This window comes from Ferroacidibacillus organovorans (assembly GCF_001642725.1).
In the GTDB taxonomy this organism is placed as follows: Bacteria; Bacillota; Bacilli; order Alicyclobacillales; family SLC66; genus Ferroacidibacillus; species Ferroacidibacillus organovorans.
The window spans coordinates 1-15311 of the sequence record NZ_LSUQ01000014.1 but is presented as its reverse complement, the minus strand read 5'-3'; the positions used below and the strand labels follow the sequence as shown (position 1 = coordinate 15311).

The 15311-nt window shown below is 55.7% G+C and carries 13 protein-coding genes; all 13 read left to right on the top strand.

The genetic code is table 11. The features are described 5' to 3' along the window. Positions 1-70 precede the first annotated feature (70 nt). The 13 genes from AYW79_RS06595 (at position 71) to AYW79_RS06535 (ending at position 15183) form a co-directional block, all read left to right on the top strand. Positions 71-550: a DivIVA domain-containing protein gene (locus tag AYW79_RS06595; protein WP_067563497.1), complete on the top strand. Its 480-nt coding sequence runs from the start codon at positions 71-73 to the stop codon at positions 548-550. Positions 551-921: 371 nt separating this feature from the next. Further along, on the top strand, positions 922-3654 hold the full coding sequence (gene ileS / locus AYW79_RS06590; protein ID WP_067563603.1) for an isoleucine--tRNA ligase: 2733 nt from the start codon (positions 922-924) through the stop codon (positions 3652-3654). A gap of 106 nt (positions 3655-3760) precedes the next feature. Further along, positions 3761-4060, top strand: coding sequence for a DUF5665 domain-containing protein (locus AYW79_RS06585; protein ID WP_067563495.1), 300 nt, complete (start codon positions 3761-3763; stop codon positions 4058-4060). 21 nt (positions 4061-4081) lie between these two features. After that, positions 4082-4693 (top strand): TraR/DksA C4-type zinc finger protein, encoded by a 612-nt coding sequence (locus AYW79_RS06580; RefSeq protein WP_067563491.1) that lies wholly within the window; start codon positions 4082-4084, stop codon positions 4691-4693. A 74-nt stretch (positions 4694-4767) separates the two neighbouring features. After that, the gene (gene lspA, locus AYW79_RS06575; protein WP_067563488.1) at positions 4768-5250 is read left to right on the top strand and encodes a signal peptidase II; all 483 of its coding nucleotides are present in this window, start codon (positions 4768-4770) and stop codon (positions 5248-5250) included. Further along, positions 5225-6181: an RluA family pseudouridine synthase gene (locus AYW79_RS06570; RefSeq protein WP_079290501.1), complete on the top strand. Its 957-nt coding sequence runs from the start codon at positions 5225-5227 to the stop codon at positions 6179-6181. Before lspA ends, AYW79_RS06570 begins: the two co-directional genes overlap by 26 nt. Before the next feature lie 161 nt (positions 6182-6342). After that, entirely contained in the window at positions 6343-6942 is a 600-nt protein-coding gene (gene pyrR / locus AYW79_RS06565) for a bifunctional pyr operon transcriptional regulator/uracil phosphoribosyltransferase PyrR (protein WP_067952632.1), read from the top strand. After that, positions 6939-7856 (top strand): aspartate carbamoyltransferase, encoded by a 918-nt coding sequence (pyrB, locus tag AYW79_RS06560; RefSeq protein WP_067563485.1) that lies wholly within the window; start codon positions 6939-6941, stop codon positions 7854-7856. The genes pyrR and pyrB overlap by 4 nt, the downstream gene beginning before the upstream one ends. 43 nt (positions 7857-7899) lie before the next feature. Continuing rightward, positions 7900-9195, top strand: coding sequence for a dihydroorotase (locus AYW79_RS06555; RefSeq protein WP_067563482.1), 1296 nt, complete (start codon positions 7900-7902; stop codon positions 9193-9195). Beyond that, the gene (locus AYW79_RS06550; protein WP_231877731.1) at positions 9192-10283 is read left to right on the top strand and encodes a carbamoyl phosphate synthase small subunit; all 1092 of its coding nucleotides are present in this window, start codon (positions 9192-9194) and stop codon (positions 10281-10283) included. The genes AYW79_RS06555 and AYW79_RS06550 overlap by 4 nt, the downstream gene beginning before the upstream one ends. Further along, positions 10276-13500 carry a carbamoyl-phosphate synthase large subunit gene (carB, locus tag AYW79_RS06545; protein ID WP_067563475.1) on the top strand — a complete coding sequence of 1075 codons (3225 nt, stop codon included), beginning with the start codon at positions 10276-10278 and terminating at the stop codon, positions 13498-13500. Before AYW79_RS06550 ends, carB begins: the two co-directional genes overlap by 8 nt. Continuing rightward, positions 13478-14257: a dihydroorotate dehydrogenase electron transfer subunit gene (locus AYW79_RS06540; protein WP_067563471.1), complete on the top strand. Its 780-nt coding sequence runs from the start codon at positions 13478-13480 to the stop codon at positions 14255-14257. Before carB ends, AYW79_RS06540 begins: the two co-directional genes overlap by 23 nt. After that, the gene (locus AYW79_RS06535; protein WP_269449018.1) at positions 14254-15183 is read left to right on the top strand and encodes a dihydroorotate dehydrogenase; all 930 of its coding nucleotides are present in this window, start codon (positions 14254-14256) and stop codon (positions 15181-15183) included. The genes AYW79_RS06540 and AYW79_RS06535 overlap by 4 nt, the downstream gene beginning before the upstream one ends. Positions 15184-15311 lie beyond the last annotated feature (128 nt).

Below are 15311 nucleotides of genomic sequence, written 5' to 3'. Positions count from 1 at the left end.
TTTATGGAGCGATTTGATCATTAGAAAAAAGAAGAGTTGTCAGTGCTTTGACGTGATAGGAGGATTATCGATGCCGCTTACCCCACTGGATATTCACAATAAAGAGTTTAAACGTTCCTTGCGTGGATATAACGAAGATGAGGTCAATGATTTTTTGGATCGCGTCATAAAAGACTATGAAGCGCTGATTCGTCAAAACAAGGAGCTCGAAGAGCGCTGCTCGCAAATGGAAGAACAGGTTCGCCACTTTAAGTCGATGGAAGAATCGCTCAGTAAATCCATCATGCTCGCGCAAGAAACCGCGGAAGATTTGAAAGTAAACGCCCGCAAAGAGGCGCAACTGGTGATTCGCGAAGCTGAGAAGAACGCGGATCGCATCGTTCAGGACGCATTGAACAAAGCGCGGCGAACGGCGCTTGAGCTTGATGAGGTAAAGAAGCAGGCGGCCGTCTTTCGCGCGCGTTTTCGCTCGCTGATGCAGGCGCAAACCGAGATGCTTGAGTCAACAGAGTGGGATAAAATTGCGCCTGAACCGATCGAAGAGTTCTGATGACTCGAGTGTGACTTTCGTGGTGGGATCGCATTCTCGCTTTATTTCACGTACAGTATAGAGAAATGGCATGTAAATCAATAAACTCATTGACAAGGACCGTCTTGCCGATGCGCCTCAAAGAGAGCCCTGCCGTCGTTTCTGACGCGCTGAAAGTGGGGTGTGGCAAATGGCAGGAGAATCCCCTTATAGAGGCGATGTGAAGGGCGAAAGCCTGAGTAGCGTAGCCGGTGCGCAGCCGTTATCTGCGCTTTGAGAGGATTGTGGCGCGCTTTTGTCGCCACAATCAACAAGGGTGGTACCGCGCAAAACGATCTGCGTCCCTGTGGGATGTGGATTTTTTGTCGTATTTAAAGAAGGAGATGGATAAGATGGATTACGATCAAACCCTCAATTTAATGAAAACAGACTTTCCGATGCGGGGAAACCTCCCCAAACGAGAACCTGAGATCTTGCGTCAGTGGGAAGACATGGATCTTTATGAAAAGGTTCAAGCGAATCAGGCAGGTAAGCCAAAGTTTATTCTTCACGATGGGCCCCCTTATGCGAATGGCGACACGCATCTTGGTCACGCGCTCAATAAAATGCTCAAGGACATGATCGTAAAGTCAAAAACGATGGCTGGATACGACGCGCCCTATGTACCAGGGTGGGATACACACGGACTGCCGATCGAGAATGCGATCATCAAGGCGCAGAAGCTCGATCGGCACGGGTTCAGCGCGGTTGCATTTCGCGAGGCGTGCGCGGAGTATGCAAAAAAATATATTGCGCTCCAGATTGAGCAGTTTAAGCGCTTTGGCGTACGCGGCGATTTTGATCACCCGTACCGCACCCTTGACCCTTCTTACGAGGCGGCGCAAATCCGCGTGTTTGGCACGATGGTTGAGCGCGGCTATATCTACAAAGGGTTGAAACCGGTCTACTGGTGTCCGTCGTGCGAGACTGCGCTTGCCGAGGCGGAAATCGAGTATGAAGAAAAAGAGTCGTTTTCCATCTATGTCAGCTTTGTTGTACCTGACGGCCGCGGCGTGATTCCCGACGGCGCGCAAATGGTCATCTGGACGACGACGCCGTGGACGATCCCAGCTAACTATGGCATCGCGGTTGGACCAGACTTCTCCTACAGCGTCGTTTCACACGATGGACAGGTATACGTGATAGCGTCTGATCGTCTGGCTGAAGTTGCGAGCGACGTTCACTGGGAAAAAGGTTCGTATCAGGTGCTCGCGACACACAAGGGGCGCGAACTTGAGCGACTCGTCGCAAAGCATCCGCTCTATGGTCGAGATTCACTTGTGATCCTTGGCGATCATGTCACACTTGACTCTGGGTCAGGTGCCGTCCACACGGCGCCCGGTCACGGGATGGATGACTATCTGGTTGGACTTACGTATGGTCTCCCCATTTTTGCGCCGCTCGACCACAAGGCGCGTTTTACAGAAGACGCTACACCCTTCACAGGAATGTTTTACGAAAAGGCAAACCCTGTGATCGTAGACGCGCTGCGCGATGCGGGCGCACTGCTTGCGACAAGTCGCTTCAAACATCAATACCCGCACTGCTGGCGCTGTAAAAACCCAGTCATCTATCGGGCAACAGAACAGTGGTTCGCTTCGATCGCCGCGTTTCGCGAGCAAATGCTCGAAGAGATTGACAAGGTGGATTGGGCCGTCTCTTGGGGTAAAATCAGACTTCACAACATGGTCGCGGATCGCACGGATTGGTGCATCTCGCGGCAACGCTCCTGGGGCGTTCCGATTCCGGCGTTTTATTGTGAGGACTGTGGCGAGGTGCTGATGACGCAAGAGACGATCGATCACGTTGCAGACGTGTTCGCAAAAGACGGGTCACAGGCGTGGTTTGCACGTGACGCGGCAGAATTGCTCCCCCAAGGAACCGTGTGTGCTTGTGGTAGTTCGCGTTTTCGCAAAGAGACCGACATCATGGACGTGTGGTTTGACTCCGGTTCGAGTCATCTCGCAGTGCTGGCGACGAGGCCGGAGCTCAGGTGGCCTGCTGATTTGTACGTGGAAGGGTCGGATCAGTATCGCGGTTGGTTTAACTCGTCACTCTCAACTGCCGTCGCGGTAACGGGGCAAGCTCCTTATCGTCAGGTATTGTCTCACGGATTTACGCTTGACGGAGAAGGACGCAAGATGTCAAAGAGCCTCGGCAATGGGATCGATCCGCTCAAAGTCATTCAACAATTGGGCGCAGATATCCTGCGTCTATGGGTCTCATCGGTCGATTATCGCGCCGACGTGCGGATTTCGGATGCGATTCTAAAACAGGTTGCCGAAGTCTACCGGAAGATCCGCAATACACTGCGCTTTCTGCTTGGTAATTTGTATGATTTTAATCCGGATGCAGGCGCTGCTGTAACGCTGCGGCCACTCGATCAGTATGTGCTCGATCAGTTCGCAGAGCTTTGCGTGCGCTGTCAGGAAGCCTATGAAGCGTATGAGTTTCACACTGTGTTTCACGCGATTCAAAACTTCTGCGCGGTGCAATTGTCCAGCTTCTATCTCGACGTGACGAAAGACGTGCTCTACGTCGAACGGGCAAACGATCCGCGAAGACGCGCGGTGCAAACGGTGCTCTACGAGATCCTGCGCGGGTTGACGCAATTGATTGCGCCCATTCTGACGTTCACGGCAGATGAGGTGTGGTCTTACATCCCTGCGGTTTCTGAATCAAGCGCCCAATTGTCAAATTGGAACTTTCGCACAGAGCACTTGCTCGACGCGCCGACACGCACTCGCCTCGATGAAGCAATGGCGTTACGCGATGTGACGCTTAGCGCCCTTGAAGCTGCGCGCCAAGATAAGCAGATTGGACAATCGCTCGAGGCGCACGTCACACTGACACTGCCGCGCGAAGCGATTGCTCGCTTTTTGCCCTACGCGGCAGAATTGCAAGAGTGGTTCATCGTCTCAAAGTTGTCGCTTCAAGAGGGTGTCGCAATTCACGCTGCTGTTGCTCGCGCGTCAGGTGAAAAATGCGCGCGCTGCTGGCACTACCGCGAAGATGTCGGGCTTGATGAAGATCACCCGGAACTGTGCGCGCGTTGCGCGCCGATCGTGCGCGAATCCATCGCGTAAGTTCATCGTCACGTTCATCGCCTGCAATCGTCGGGCACTCTCGCCTCTGTCTTTTGGATGAACGCGTTGCGCTTGGCGAATACTGGTGAAAGGAGGGGGGTCTTTTGTGGATGACGCCAAAAAGGATCGGGAAGAGGCTGGCATCGCGTGGCTCAAAAATTATTTCGAGCGCGTCAATTACGGCGCATACGTAACGCTTTTACAGCGGCCGTGGTATATGATCTGGCTTAATTTTATTGGCGGTCTCGCACGCGGTGTCGGAATTGGCATTGGATTTACGATGCTCGCGGCGCTGTTGGTGATCATTTTGCAAAAGATATCCGTCTGGAACCTCCCTTTCATCGGCGCGTACATCGCAGATATCGTGCGCATCGTACAGGCTCAACTGCGAACGCCGACCATCTGAGAGAACACAGGAGTGAGCGACGTGGCGTTTGACGCACAGCGTAGGCAACTGATTAAAGAGCGAAATCAGATCCAGCACATCATGACGGAGACGCGCCACTTCGGCGTAGAGACGGGCATGATGAATATGACGGGAGAGCTCAGCAGCTATGATCAGCACCCGGCGGATCAGGCGACAGAACTGTTTGAGCGCGAGAAGGATCTGGGCCTGTCACAGCACGAGATGAACCGTCTGTTTCAAGTGGAGCGTGCACTCTCCCACTTTGCAGACGGGACCTACGGCACGTGCGAGCGCTGTCAACAGCCAATCGAAGCGGCACGGCTTGAGGCAGAACCGGCGGCGCTCAACTGCATCGCGTGCCAGCGAGCGATCGATGAACCGCTTCGTGATGTTTTGGCGCGCCGTCCTGTCGAAGAAGAGGTGTTAGAAGTGCCGTTTGCGCGAACCAACATGGATGACGCTGACGCAACCTTTTTTGACGGTGAAGACACCTGGCAGGCGCTCGCCAGCATGAACAATGTCGTCGATCGTAGCGCGAGTGAGGACCAGCACCTTCATCGCGAGAACAACGGATACGTTGATGCGCTGGATCAGGTATCCAATCAGCAATACAAGGCGCAACTGCCAGACTGAATCCGTGGTGCTCTTGATGGTTTTGGTTCTACGCAGCAAATCGTGGTACGATGAGATGCGTAGGAGGCGTGATTGTGATCTTTCTTGTTGCGGCCCTTGTGGTCTTTTTTGATCAATTTGTAAAGTGGATCGTCGTGACACATATGGCGGTCAATCAGGCGATTCCCGTCATTCCAGGGATATTGGAGTGGCTCTACATTCAGAATCGCGGCGCCGCGTTTAGCATGCTTCTGAATCAACGCGCACTCTTGATCGGCATTGCGCTGGTCGTCGTCGCCGCGATCATCTATGCGAATCGCACTTATGCACGCGGAAAACGGTCGCTTCAAATCGCGCTTGGGTGTCTCATGGGTGGGGCGACGGGAAATTTGCTGGATCGCATTTTGCACGGGTATGTCATCGATTATATCTATGTGTCGGTCATTCACTATCCTGTGTTTAATATCGCGGACAGCGCGATCGTTCTCTCCGTGTTCTATATGGTGTGGCGAGCGTGGTTTCGCAAAGAATCGACAAGCAGCGTCGCTGAAAATGCAGAAGAGGTGCACAGTGACTGAACATGAAGTGCAGTCCCAAACGTCAGAGTTTGAGATTCTACAAGCTTCAAGCGGGCAGCGCCTCGACCGCTGTCTTAGCGAGCGACTCGAAGTTTCGCGCACGCAGATTCAGCAGTGGATCGAAGCCGGGTTTATTTCTATAAACGGTAAAACTGCAGACCAGGCCAGCAAGAAGGTGTGGGAGGGGGATCTCATTGCGGCGAATCCCCCAAAGCCCCGGGAACTGCAATTAGAACCGGAGAACATTCCGCTTGACATCCTCTTTGAAGACGATGATCTCGTCGTTGTCAACAAAGCCCAAGGGATGGTCGTACACCCGGCGCCCGGACACGAGCGGGGAACGCTTGTGTCGGCGCTCCTGTTTCATGTGCGCGGACTCTCTGGAATCGGCGGTGTAGAACGTCCCGGCATCGTGCATCGCATCGACAAGGATACGAGTGGGCTTTTGGTTGTTGCAAAGACCGATCGCGCACACCAGGCGCTCTCCGAGCAGATGAAATCCCACGCGGTGCGCCGCGTCTATGACGCAATCCTCCACGGGAAACCGGAATCGTCGAGTGGAACGATCGACGCACCGATTGGGCGTGATCCTCATGATCGCAAAAAAATGGCAGTGACCTACCGCGGTGGGAAGCGGGCAGTCACGCATTTCAAGGTACTGGAAACCTTTCGTGGTTTTACACGGGTAGAGTGTCAACTCGAAACGGGACGAACACATCAGATTCGCGTTCACATGGCAGCGATGCACTGTCCCGTCGCAGGAGATCCGCTCTATGCGCGCTCAAATCCGCTTCGCCTTCACGGGCAGGCGCTTCACGCAAAATCGCTGTCGTTTATGCATCCCGTCACGACGGAGGCGCTGACGTTTCACGCCGATCCGCCCGCTTATTATGAAGAGACGCTCGCGACGCTGCGACGAACACTGCTCTAGCTTGACAGCGGACAGCAAACTTACGTACACTGAGATGGAATTGAATAGTCCTTTAAATCAGTCCTGTGAGGCTGGTAAGGAAGCGAATGAATTCGGCATGCTCATGCCGATGTGCTCACCTGCCCGCAGGTGAGCATTTTTTTGTGGAGAGGGTGAGCACTGTGGTGCAATCGGTCTCGCTTTTGGACGAGCAGGCGATTCGGCGGGCGCTTACGCGCATCGCGCATGAAGTGGTGGAAAAGACAGAAGATGATTGGCCGCTCGCCATCGTCGGCATCATGCGAAAAGGCCTACCTTTGGCAAGACGACTCGCTGAGCGGATTGAAGCGATCGAAAAACGGAAGGTGAACGTGTACTCACTGGACGTGACAGCGTATCGCGATGATCAAAAGCAGCGTGAAGGCGCGACTGCATTCGCTGCCTCTGGTTCGTTTGAGCCCTCGGCGCTCGCAGGGGTACCAGAGCTTGGGAGAAGCCGAGTCCTGCTCGTGGATGACGTCCTCTATACGGGGCGCACGGTGCGCGCGGCGCTTGACGCGCTTTTGAGCCATGCGCGGCCACCCGTCATTCAACTGGCGGTATTGATTGATCGCGGTCATCGTGAACTTCCGATACGACCGGACTATGTCGGCAAAAATATTCCGACGGCAAGAAGCGAGCGCGTGCTTGTCCGACTTCGGGAATTCGACAGCGAAGAACAGGTGATTCTTCTCAAACAGACGGATGCGCGTGCAGAAGTTTCGGGAGGCGTGATGAAATGAAACATGTGATCAGTGCAAAATCGTTCTCGCGTGACGCGCTCGAATCTCTTCTTTCTGTAGCGGGGGAGATGCGCTTGATTCAAGCGCGCGGGGGGGCTGATTTGCTCTCTCGCAAGGTCATGGCGGCGCTGTTTTTTGAACCGTCTACGCGGACGCGACTCTCTTTTGAGACGGCGATGCTGCGCCTCAATGGGCGTGTTGTCAGCACAGAGAACGCCAAGGAGTTTTCCTCGGCCGTAAAGGGTGAAACGCTTGAGGATACGATTCGCGTCGTCGCTGGATACGCCGATGTGATTGTTTTGCGCCATCCGGAGATCGGAGCGGCCGCGCGCGCGGCAGATGTGAGCTCGATCCCAGTGCTTTCCGCGGGCGATGGGGCGGGCGAACACCCAACCCAGGCGCTGCTTGACATGTTCACGATTCTGACAGAAGTGGGACGGCTCGACGATCTCACGGTGACGCTTGTTGGCGATCTGCTCTACGGACGTACAGTCCACTCGCTGGTCTATCTGCTCAGCTTGTTTCGCGGCGTGCGCATTGTCTGTACGGCGCCAGAGTCGATCCCGCTTCCGGCGGATGTGATTGCATACGCGGAGGCGCGCGGCGTACACGTCTCGTTTGAGCCAGATTTGGCGCGCGCCGCCGCAAAGGCGGATGTGCTTTACCAGACGCGCGTGCAAAAAGAACGTTTTCCGAGTGTCGAACACTATGAAGCGTTACGCTCAAAGTATGTGATCGACGCACGCATACTCGACAAGCTTCCTGCGCGCAGTATCATCATGCACCCGCTTCCGCGCGCCGGTGAGATCGACCCAGTGGTCGACCGCGATGCGCGCGCTGCGTATTTCCGTCAGTCTCACTATGGTGTCCCTGTGCGCATGGCTGTCTTAAAAGAATGCCTAACAACCGATTGAATTTTTATTCATTATATTGTATAAAAGTGAGGTGTGTCGTAGAATGCGTTACTTGATTCGCGGAGGACGCGTATTGTGTCCCGATGGTTCACTCGAGGAACTCGATCTGCGCATTGACGGAGATCGCATTGTGGAAATGGGGGCACACTTGCCTTTGACGGACAGCCAGGTGATCGACGCGCGTGATCGCATCGTTTTACCAGGGTTGGTCGATCCGCATGTGCACCTGAGAGAACCGGGGCAGACCGCCAAAGAAACGATCGAGACGGGCACAAAGGCGGCAGCCGCGGGTGGTTTCGCCCATGTCTGTTGTATGCCAAACACCTCCCCTGTCATCGACACGAAAGAGATTGTCGAAGCGATCATTGAAAAAGCGGATTCCTATGGCTATGCAAAGGTTCATCCGATTGCGGCGATCACGCATGGATTGCGCGGCGAGACACTGACCGATTTTGCGGCGCTCATCGCGGCGGGCGCAGTCGGATTTACGGATGACGGGAAAGGTGTACAGCGCGCGGATGTTATGCGCCAGGCGCTACTTTGCGCAAAGGAACTCGCTGTGCCGATTGTCGTGCACGCAGAAGACGAGACGCTTTCTCGCGACGGACACTTGCACGATGGAGAAGTCGCAAAGGAGCTTTCAATCAAAGGAATTCCGAGTGAGGCAGAAGCCGTGATGATCGCGCGGGACATTGTGCTCAGCGAGGCGACAGGCGGCGCGGTTCATTTTTGCCACGTGAGCCCGAAAAGTGCTGTCCGCGTGATTCGCGACGCGATTCGCGCGGGAATTCCTGTCACGGCAGAGGTTACGCCTCACCACCTCCTGCTCACGCAAGAAGAAGCGTTGCGCGTTGGCGCGTGGGGAAAGGTGAATCCCCCACTTCGCGCTGCGACAGATCGCGCCGCCTGCGTTGAAGGGTTGATCGACGGAACACTCTCGATGATCGCAACCGATCACGCGCCGCATACTGCGGAAGAGAAGGCGCGACCGATTGAAGCGTCCCCTTTTGGGTTTGTTGGCCTTGAGATCAGTTTCCCGCTGATGTATACCGCGTTTGTGCACAGCGGAATTATGGCGCTTGGCAAATTGGTTGATTCGATGGCGCGCATACCGGCGGAGCGTTTTAAGCTGCATGCGGGCATTCTTAACGTGGGCGGATATGCAGACTTGACGCTCATTGATCCTCACGCTTTTCGGCGTGTCGACCCGGAAACCTTTTATTCAAAAGGGCGGGCGACGCCGTTTGCAGGACGGGAACTGACTGGTTGGCCGACACTTACCATCCATCGCGGTAAGATTGTATTTACGCGTGCAGCGAAGGAGGAGTCAATAAGGTGAATAAAGCGCGGTTGATTCTTGAAGACGGAACAGAGTTTGTAGGAAAGAGTGTTGGCAGCGAAGGCACGGCGCTCGGTGAGGTGGTCTTTAATACGGGCATGACCGGGTACCAGGAAGTGTTGACGGATCCGTCCTACTGCGGTCAGATCGTGACGATGACCTATCCACTCATTGGAAACTACGGTGTGAGCGTCAATGACAGCGAGTCCCTGCGTCCATGGGCGAGCGGCTTTGTCGTACGCGAGGCGGCGACCCACCCGAGTCATCATCAGATGCAGATGACGCTTGATGCGTATCTGAAGGAGCATCACGTCGTTGGCATCGAGGGCATCGATACGCGACAGCTTACGCGTACGCTTCGCAAGCATGGGACGATGCGCGGTATGATCACCACCTCAGATGAGTCTACGCGTGACTTGCTGCTTCAATTGAGTGAAACGGCGACGTTGCGCGACCAAGTGGCGCAAGTGACAACGGACACACCCTATCGTATCCCGGGCCCTTTGCGCCGCGTCGTGCTGCTTGATCTTGGCGTCAAGATGAACACAGTGCGCTCGCTGACTGCGCGCGGTTGCGATTTGATCGTCATGCCCGCGTACAGCTCGCGCGAGGAAATCCTCGCCTGGCAGCCAGAGGGACTCATGATGTCAAACGGTCCGGGAGATCCGGCGGATCTGGGCGTGATTGTCGAGACGATCCGTTCACTGCTTGGTGTCATCCCAATTTTTGGAATTTGTATGGGGCATCAGTTACTCAGTCTGGCGTGCGGCGCAAAGACGGAGAAGTTGCGCTTTGGCCATCGCGGTGTGAATCATCCCGTGCGCGATTTGCGAGATCAGCGGGTGTACATCACATCACAGAATCACGGCTACGTTGTCGCTGATGAATCGCTTGGCGACTCGCCGCTTGATGTCACGCACGTGAACCAAAACGACGGATCAATTGAAGGTGTCACGCACCGTGAACTGCGCGCGTTTTCTGTACAGTTTCACCCTGAGGCAAAGCCCGGACCGGATGACAGTGAATATCTCTTTGACGAGTTTATGAAAATGATTGATGAGCAGCGTGGAGGTGCCGCACATGCCTAAATTGGATGGGATTCAGACCGTTCTCGTGATCGGCTCAGGACCGATTGTCATTGGACAGGCGGCTGAGTTTGACTATGCGGGTACGCAGGCTTGTCAGGCGCTGCGCGAGGAAGGCGTGCGCGTGATTCTCGTCAACTCAAACCCGGCAACCATTATGACCGATCCGGATATGGCGGATCGCGTCTATGTCGAGCCGTTGACCGTTGATTTCTTGGCGCAGATTATCCGCTATGAGCGCCCAGATGGGGTGCTGGCGACGCTTGGCGGGCAGACGGGACTGAACCTTGCCGTCGCGCTCGCTGAAGCGGGCGTGCTTGAGCAGACGGGTGTTAAACTGCTCGGCACTAAGCTTCCTTCCATCAAAATGGCGGAAGATCGCGCGGAGTTTAAGGCATTGATGCAAAAGCTCGGCGAACCGATCCCGGACAGCCAAATTGTCACGACGATGGGCGAGGCAAGTGCATTTGTCGAACGCGTGGGACTGCCTGTCATCATTCGTCCGGCGTACACGCTTGGCGGGACAGGTGGAGGCATTGCAGCGACGTACGAAGAATTTCGTGCACTCACGGAACTCGGACTCAATCTCTCGCCGATCTCACAGGTGCTGCTTGAGCGAAGCATCGCGGGGTGCAAGGAAGTAGAGTACGAAGTGATGCGCGACGGCGCAGACAACTGCATCGTGATTTGTAACATGGAAAACTTTGACCCAGTCGGTGTGCACACGGGCGACAGTATCGTGGTGGCGCCGAGCCAGACACTCTCTGACACAGAGTATCAGATGCTGCGCTCGGCGAGCTTGCGCATCATTCGCGCGCTCGGTATCGAGGGGGGCTGTAACATCCAGTTTGCGCTGGACCCGCACAGCCTACAGTACTATGTGATCGAAGTGAACCCGCGCGTCAGCCGCAGCAGCGCGCTCGCGTCAAAGGCGACAGGTTATCCGATTGCCAAAATGGCGGCAAAGATTGCGCTCGGGTACACGCTCAATGAACTGATGAATCCGATCACGGGAAAAACGTACGCGAGTTTTGAACCGGCGCTCGACTATGTCGTCACGAAAATTCCGCGCTGGCCGTTTGACAAGTTTGCGTCGGCCAACCGTCGCTTGGGCACGCAGATGAAGGCGACGGGTGAGGTGATGGCGCTTGGGCGCTCGTTTGAAGAGTCGCTGCAAAAAGCGGTGCGCTCGCTTGAGATCGGGCAGGACGGCCTCGATTCACGCGCGTATGCGGCGACAAAGACCGGAGATCTTCTCGCGCGCATCGCGCATGCGGATGACGAGCGGCTCTTTGTGCTCTATGAACTTCTGACGCGCGGGGAAACTCCGCAAACGCTTCACGAGATCACCAAGATCGACTGTTTCTTTCTTGATAAACTGTTGCACATCGCCGAGATGGCGGAGCGCATCGCGAAAATGTTGGATAATGAGACGCTCTATGAAGCAAAGCGGCTCGGCTTTACCGATGCGTGGATCGCACGCTTGACAGGCCAGGATGAGACGAAAATCTATGCGCTGCGCATGGCGCAAAAGCTGCGCCCTGTCTATAAAATGGTCGATACGTGTGCCGCCGAGTTTGAGGCGGTGACGCCCTATTTTTACTCAACCTATGAGCAGGAAGATGAGGTGGCGCGCGGTGAGAATCGCGCGGTGCTCGTTCTTGGGTCAGGTCCGATTCGCATCGGGCAAGGCATCGAGTTTGACTACTGTTCCGTGCACGCATCGCTCGCGTTGCGCGCACAAGGGTATGACGCGGTGGTCATTAACAATAACCCGGAGACGGTCTCGACGGATTTCAACATGTCCGATCGCCTCTATTTCGAACCGCTTCATATTGAGGATGTCATGCACGTGATTGAGCGGGAGAAGCCGCTTGGCGTCATCGTTCAATACGGTGGGCAAACGGCAATCAATCTGGCCAAACCGCTCACAGAGCGCGGAATCCGCATTCTCGGTACAACGGTCGATGATATTGATCGCGCGGAGAACCGTGAACGGTTCGACGAAATGCTTACGAAACTCTCGATCGAGCGTCCGCAGGGCGTTTCGGTGACGAGCGAGCAAGAGGCAATTGTGGCGGCAGAGAAGCTGGCGTTCCCGCTGCTCGTGCGCCCCTCCTACGTGCTTGGCGGTCGCGCCATGCAAATAGTCGACTCGGTGGCAGAGCTCACCCGCTATATGCGCGAGGCCGTCAGCGTGTCAAAGGATCAACCTGTGTTGATTGATCGCTATATGCTTGGAACAGAAGTGGAAGTCGACGCGATCTCAGACGGGGAGACGGTCGTGATTCCGGGGATCATGGAGCATGTCGAGCGCTCAGGCGTTCACTCAGGCGACTCGATTGCAGTCTATCCGGCACAGTCGCTGTCAAGCGGCGTGCGCGAGCGCATCGCTTTGATCACGATCAAGATCGCGCGCGAACTCGGTGTCTTGGGTCTCGTGAACATACAGTTCGTCATTCAGGATGAACGCGTCTATGTGATTGAGGTGAATCCTCGCTCATCGCGAACGGTCCCGTTTTTAAGCAAGATCACACGCATCCCGATGGTGGATGTCGCGATGCACGCTGTGATGGGTGGCAAATTAAAAGACATCGGCTATGAGACAGGGTTGGTTCGCGAAGCGCAGACGGTTTCAGTCAAGGTTCCTGTCTTCTCGTTTGCTAAATTGCGCGATGTCGATGTGGAACTTGGTCCCGAGATGAAGTCAACCGGTGAAGTGATGGGGACAGATCAGAGTTTTCCAAAGGCACTCTACAAAGGGTTGCTCGCGGCAGGGTTTCGCCTGCCGACGCAAGGGGCGCTGATCGCGACGATTGCAGACAAGGATAAAGAAGAGGCGCTTCCCATCCTGCGCGGTTTTGCAAAGCTCGGATTTTTCATCTATGCGACGGAAGGCACAGCCAACTTCCTGGAACGCTATGGCATTCGCGCGCAACTCGTGAACAAGCTGTCAGCCGGGCAGGAAACGTCACTGCTCGATTTGATTCGCAGCGGCGAGGCGACAATGGTCATCAATACCCTGACGCGCGGGCGGGCGCCTGAGCGTGATGGGTTTCGCATTCGGCGTGAGGCAGTGGAAAACGCAATTCCTTGTCTCACGTCTCTCGACACCGCGCGCGCCGTCTATGAGGTGCTCACAAGCATTCGCTTTCAAACAGAGCCGTTGGCACTCCCCATACAGGGAGGTGGCGCGAATGGCAGTACAGCGCGTGCTTGAGCAGCGTGTCATCGGTCCTGAACTTTACGCACTCACGTTTTCAGCGCCGTTAAAACTGAGCGAAGGAGGCTATGAGCCGGGACAGTTTTTGCATCTGCGCGTCACGGACTCGTTCGATTTTGTGTTGCGTCGTCCGCTTTCACTCTGTCAGGTGCACGTTGAGCGAAACGCGCTTACGGTGATGTATCGCGCGCAGGGTGCGGGCACGCGGCGGCTTGCGCGCTTGCGAGCCGGGGATGCGATTGATGTGCTGGGGCCACTCGGAAAGGGATTCCCGCTTCACGCGGGGGATCGTCGGGCGCTTCTCATCGGGGGGGGCATCGGTGTGCCGCCGCTCGTCGAGTTAGCGCGCCATCTTCACGCGCAGGGCAGTGAGGTGGTCTCCGTCATCGGCTTTCAAACGGCTGATCAAATCATCCTGCGCGAGGAGCTCAAAGCGTATGGACAGGTCCATCTCGTGACGGATGACGGGACAGAAGGTGTGCGTGGGCGTGTGACAGACGTACTCACGCCCGAACAGTGTGAAGGCGTGACGCGCTATTATGCGTGTGGGCCGACGCCAATGCTGCGCGCGGTGCAGACGGTGTTGCGTGAGCGCGACATTCCGGGCTATCTCTCGCTTGAAGAGCGCATGGGATGTGGCATCGGCATCTGTGTGGGGTGTGTGCACAAGGTGCGGCGCGAGGGGCGCGAGTCGTATGTCAAGACGTGTGTCGAAGGCCCCGTCTTTCCGGCTGAGGAGGTGGTCTTTTCGTGAATCTCGCAGTTAAGGTGGGTTCGCTTCACCTCAAAAATCCGGTGATGCCAGCATCCGGCTGCTTTTCTTTCGGGAAAGAGGTCGCCGCATTCTATGATCTAAGCGTGCTTGGTGCAATCGTTGTGAAGGCGACGACGCTTGATGAACGGCAGGGCAATAAGACGCCGCGCCTGGCGGAGACGGCGGCGGGGATGTTAAACGCCATTGGACTACAAAATCCGGGCGTTGAGCGCGTCATAGAGACAGAACTTCCACCGCTTCGCAAATACGGGATCCCGATCATCGTAAACGTCGCCGGCAATGCAATGGAAGACTACGTGCAGGTGGTTGAGCGTTTGAATGACAGCCCTGACGTGTCGGCGATCGAACTGAACATTTCCTGTCCAAACGTCAAGTGTGGTGGGATTCAGTTTGGCACAGACCCGGAGATGGCCGCATCGATGGTGCGCGCCGTAAAGCGCGCGTCGCGCACGCCAGTGATCGTCAAACTGTCGCCCAATGTGACGAGCATCTCCGAAATGGCGCTCGCGGTGGAGGAGGCAGGCGCCGATGCGATCTCCCTCATTAATACGTTGATCGGCATGAAAATCGACATCGCCCGCCGCGCTCCCCTTTTGGCCAATGGCCAGGGCGGTCTCTCAGGTCCTGCGATCAAGCCGATCGCCGTGCGCATGGTGTACGAGGTTACCTCACATGTAAAGATTCCGGTCATTGGCATCGGTGGAATCACAACGGGTGAGGATGTTGTGGAATTTTTGCTCGCAGGCGCACAGGCGATCCAGGTGGGGACGGCCAACTTCACGGATCCGCTCGCATGCAAACGGATCATCGAAGAGCTTCACGCGTACTGTGACGAGGCAGGCGTTAAGGATATCAACACGCTGATTGGCGCGGCAAAACCTCACGCGAAAGGGCGATTTTTGTGAGCGAGCAGCATGTTGTCGATGTGCCGATCTACGTCGCGCTCGACGTGGAGAATCGCCGTCGGGCGTTTGAACTTCTCGAGAAGCTAGGTGACGCGTGCCGCTGTGTGAAGGTGGGGCTTGAACTGTAC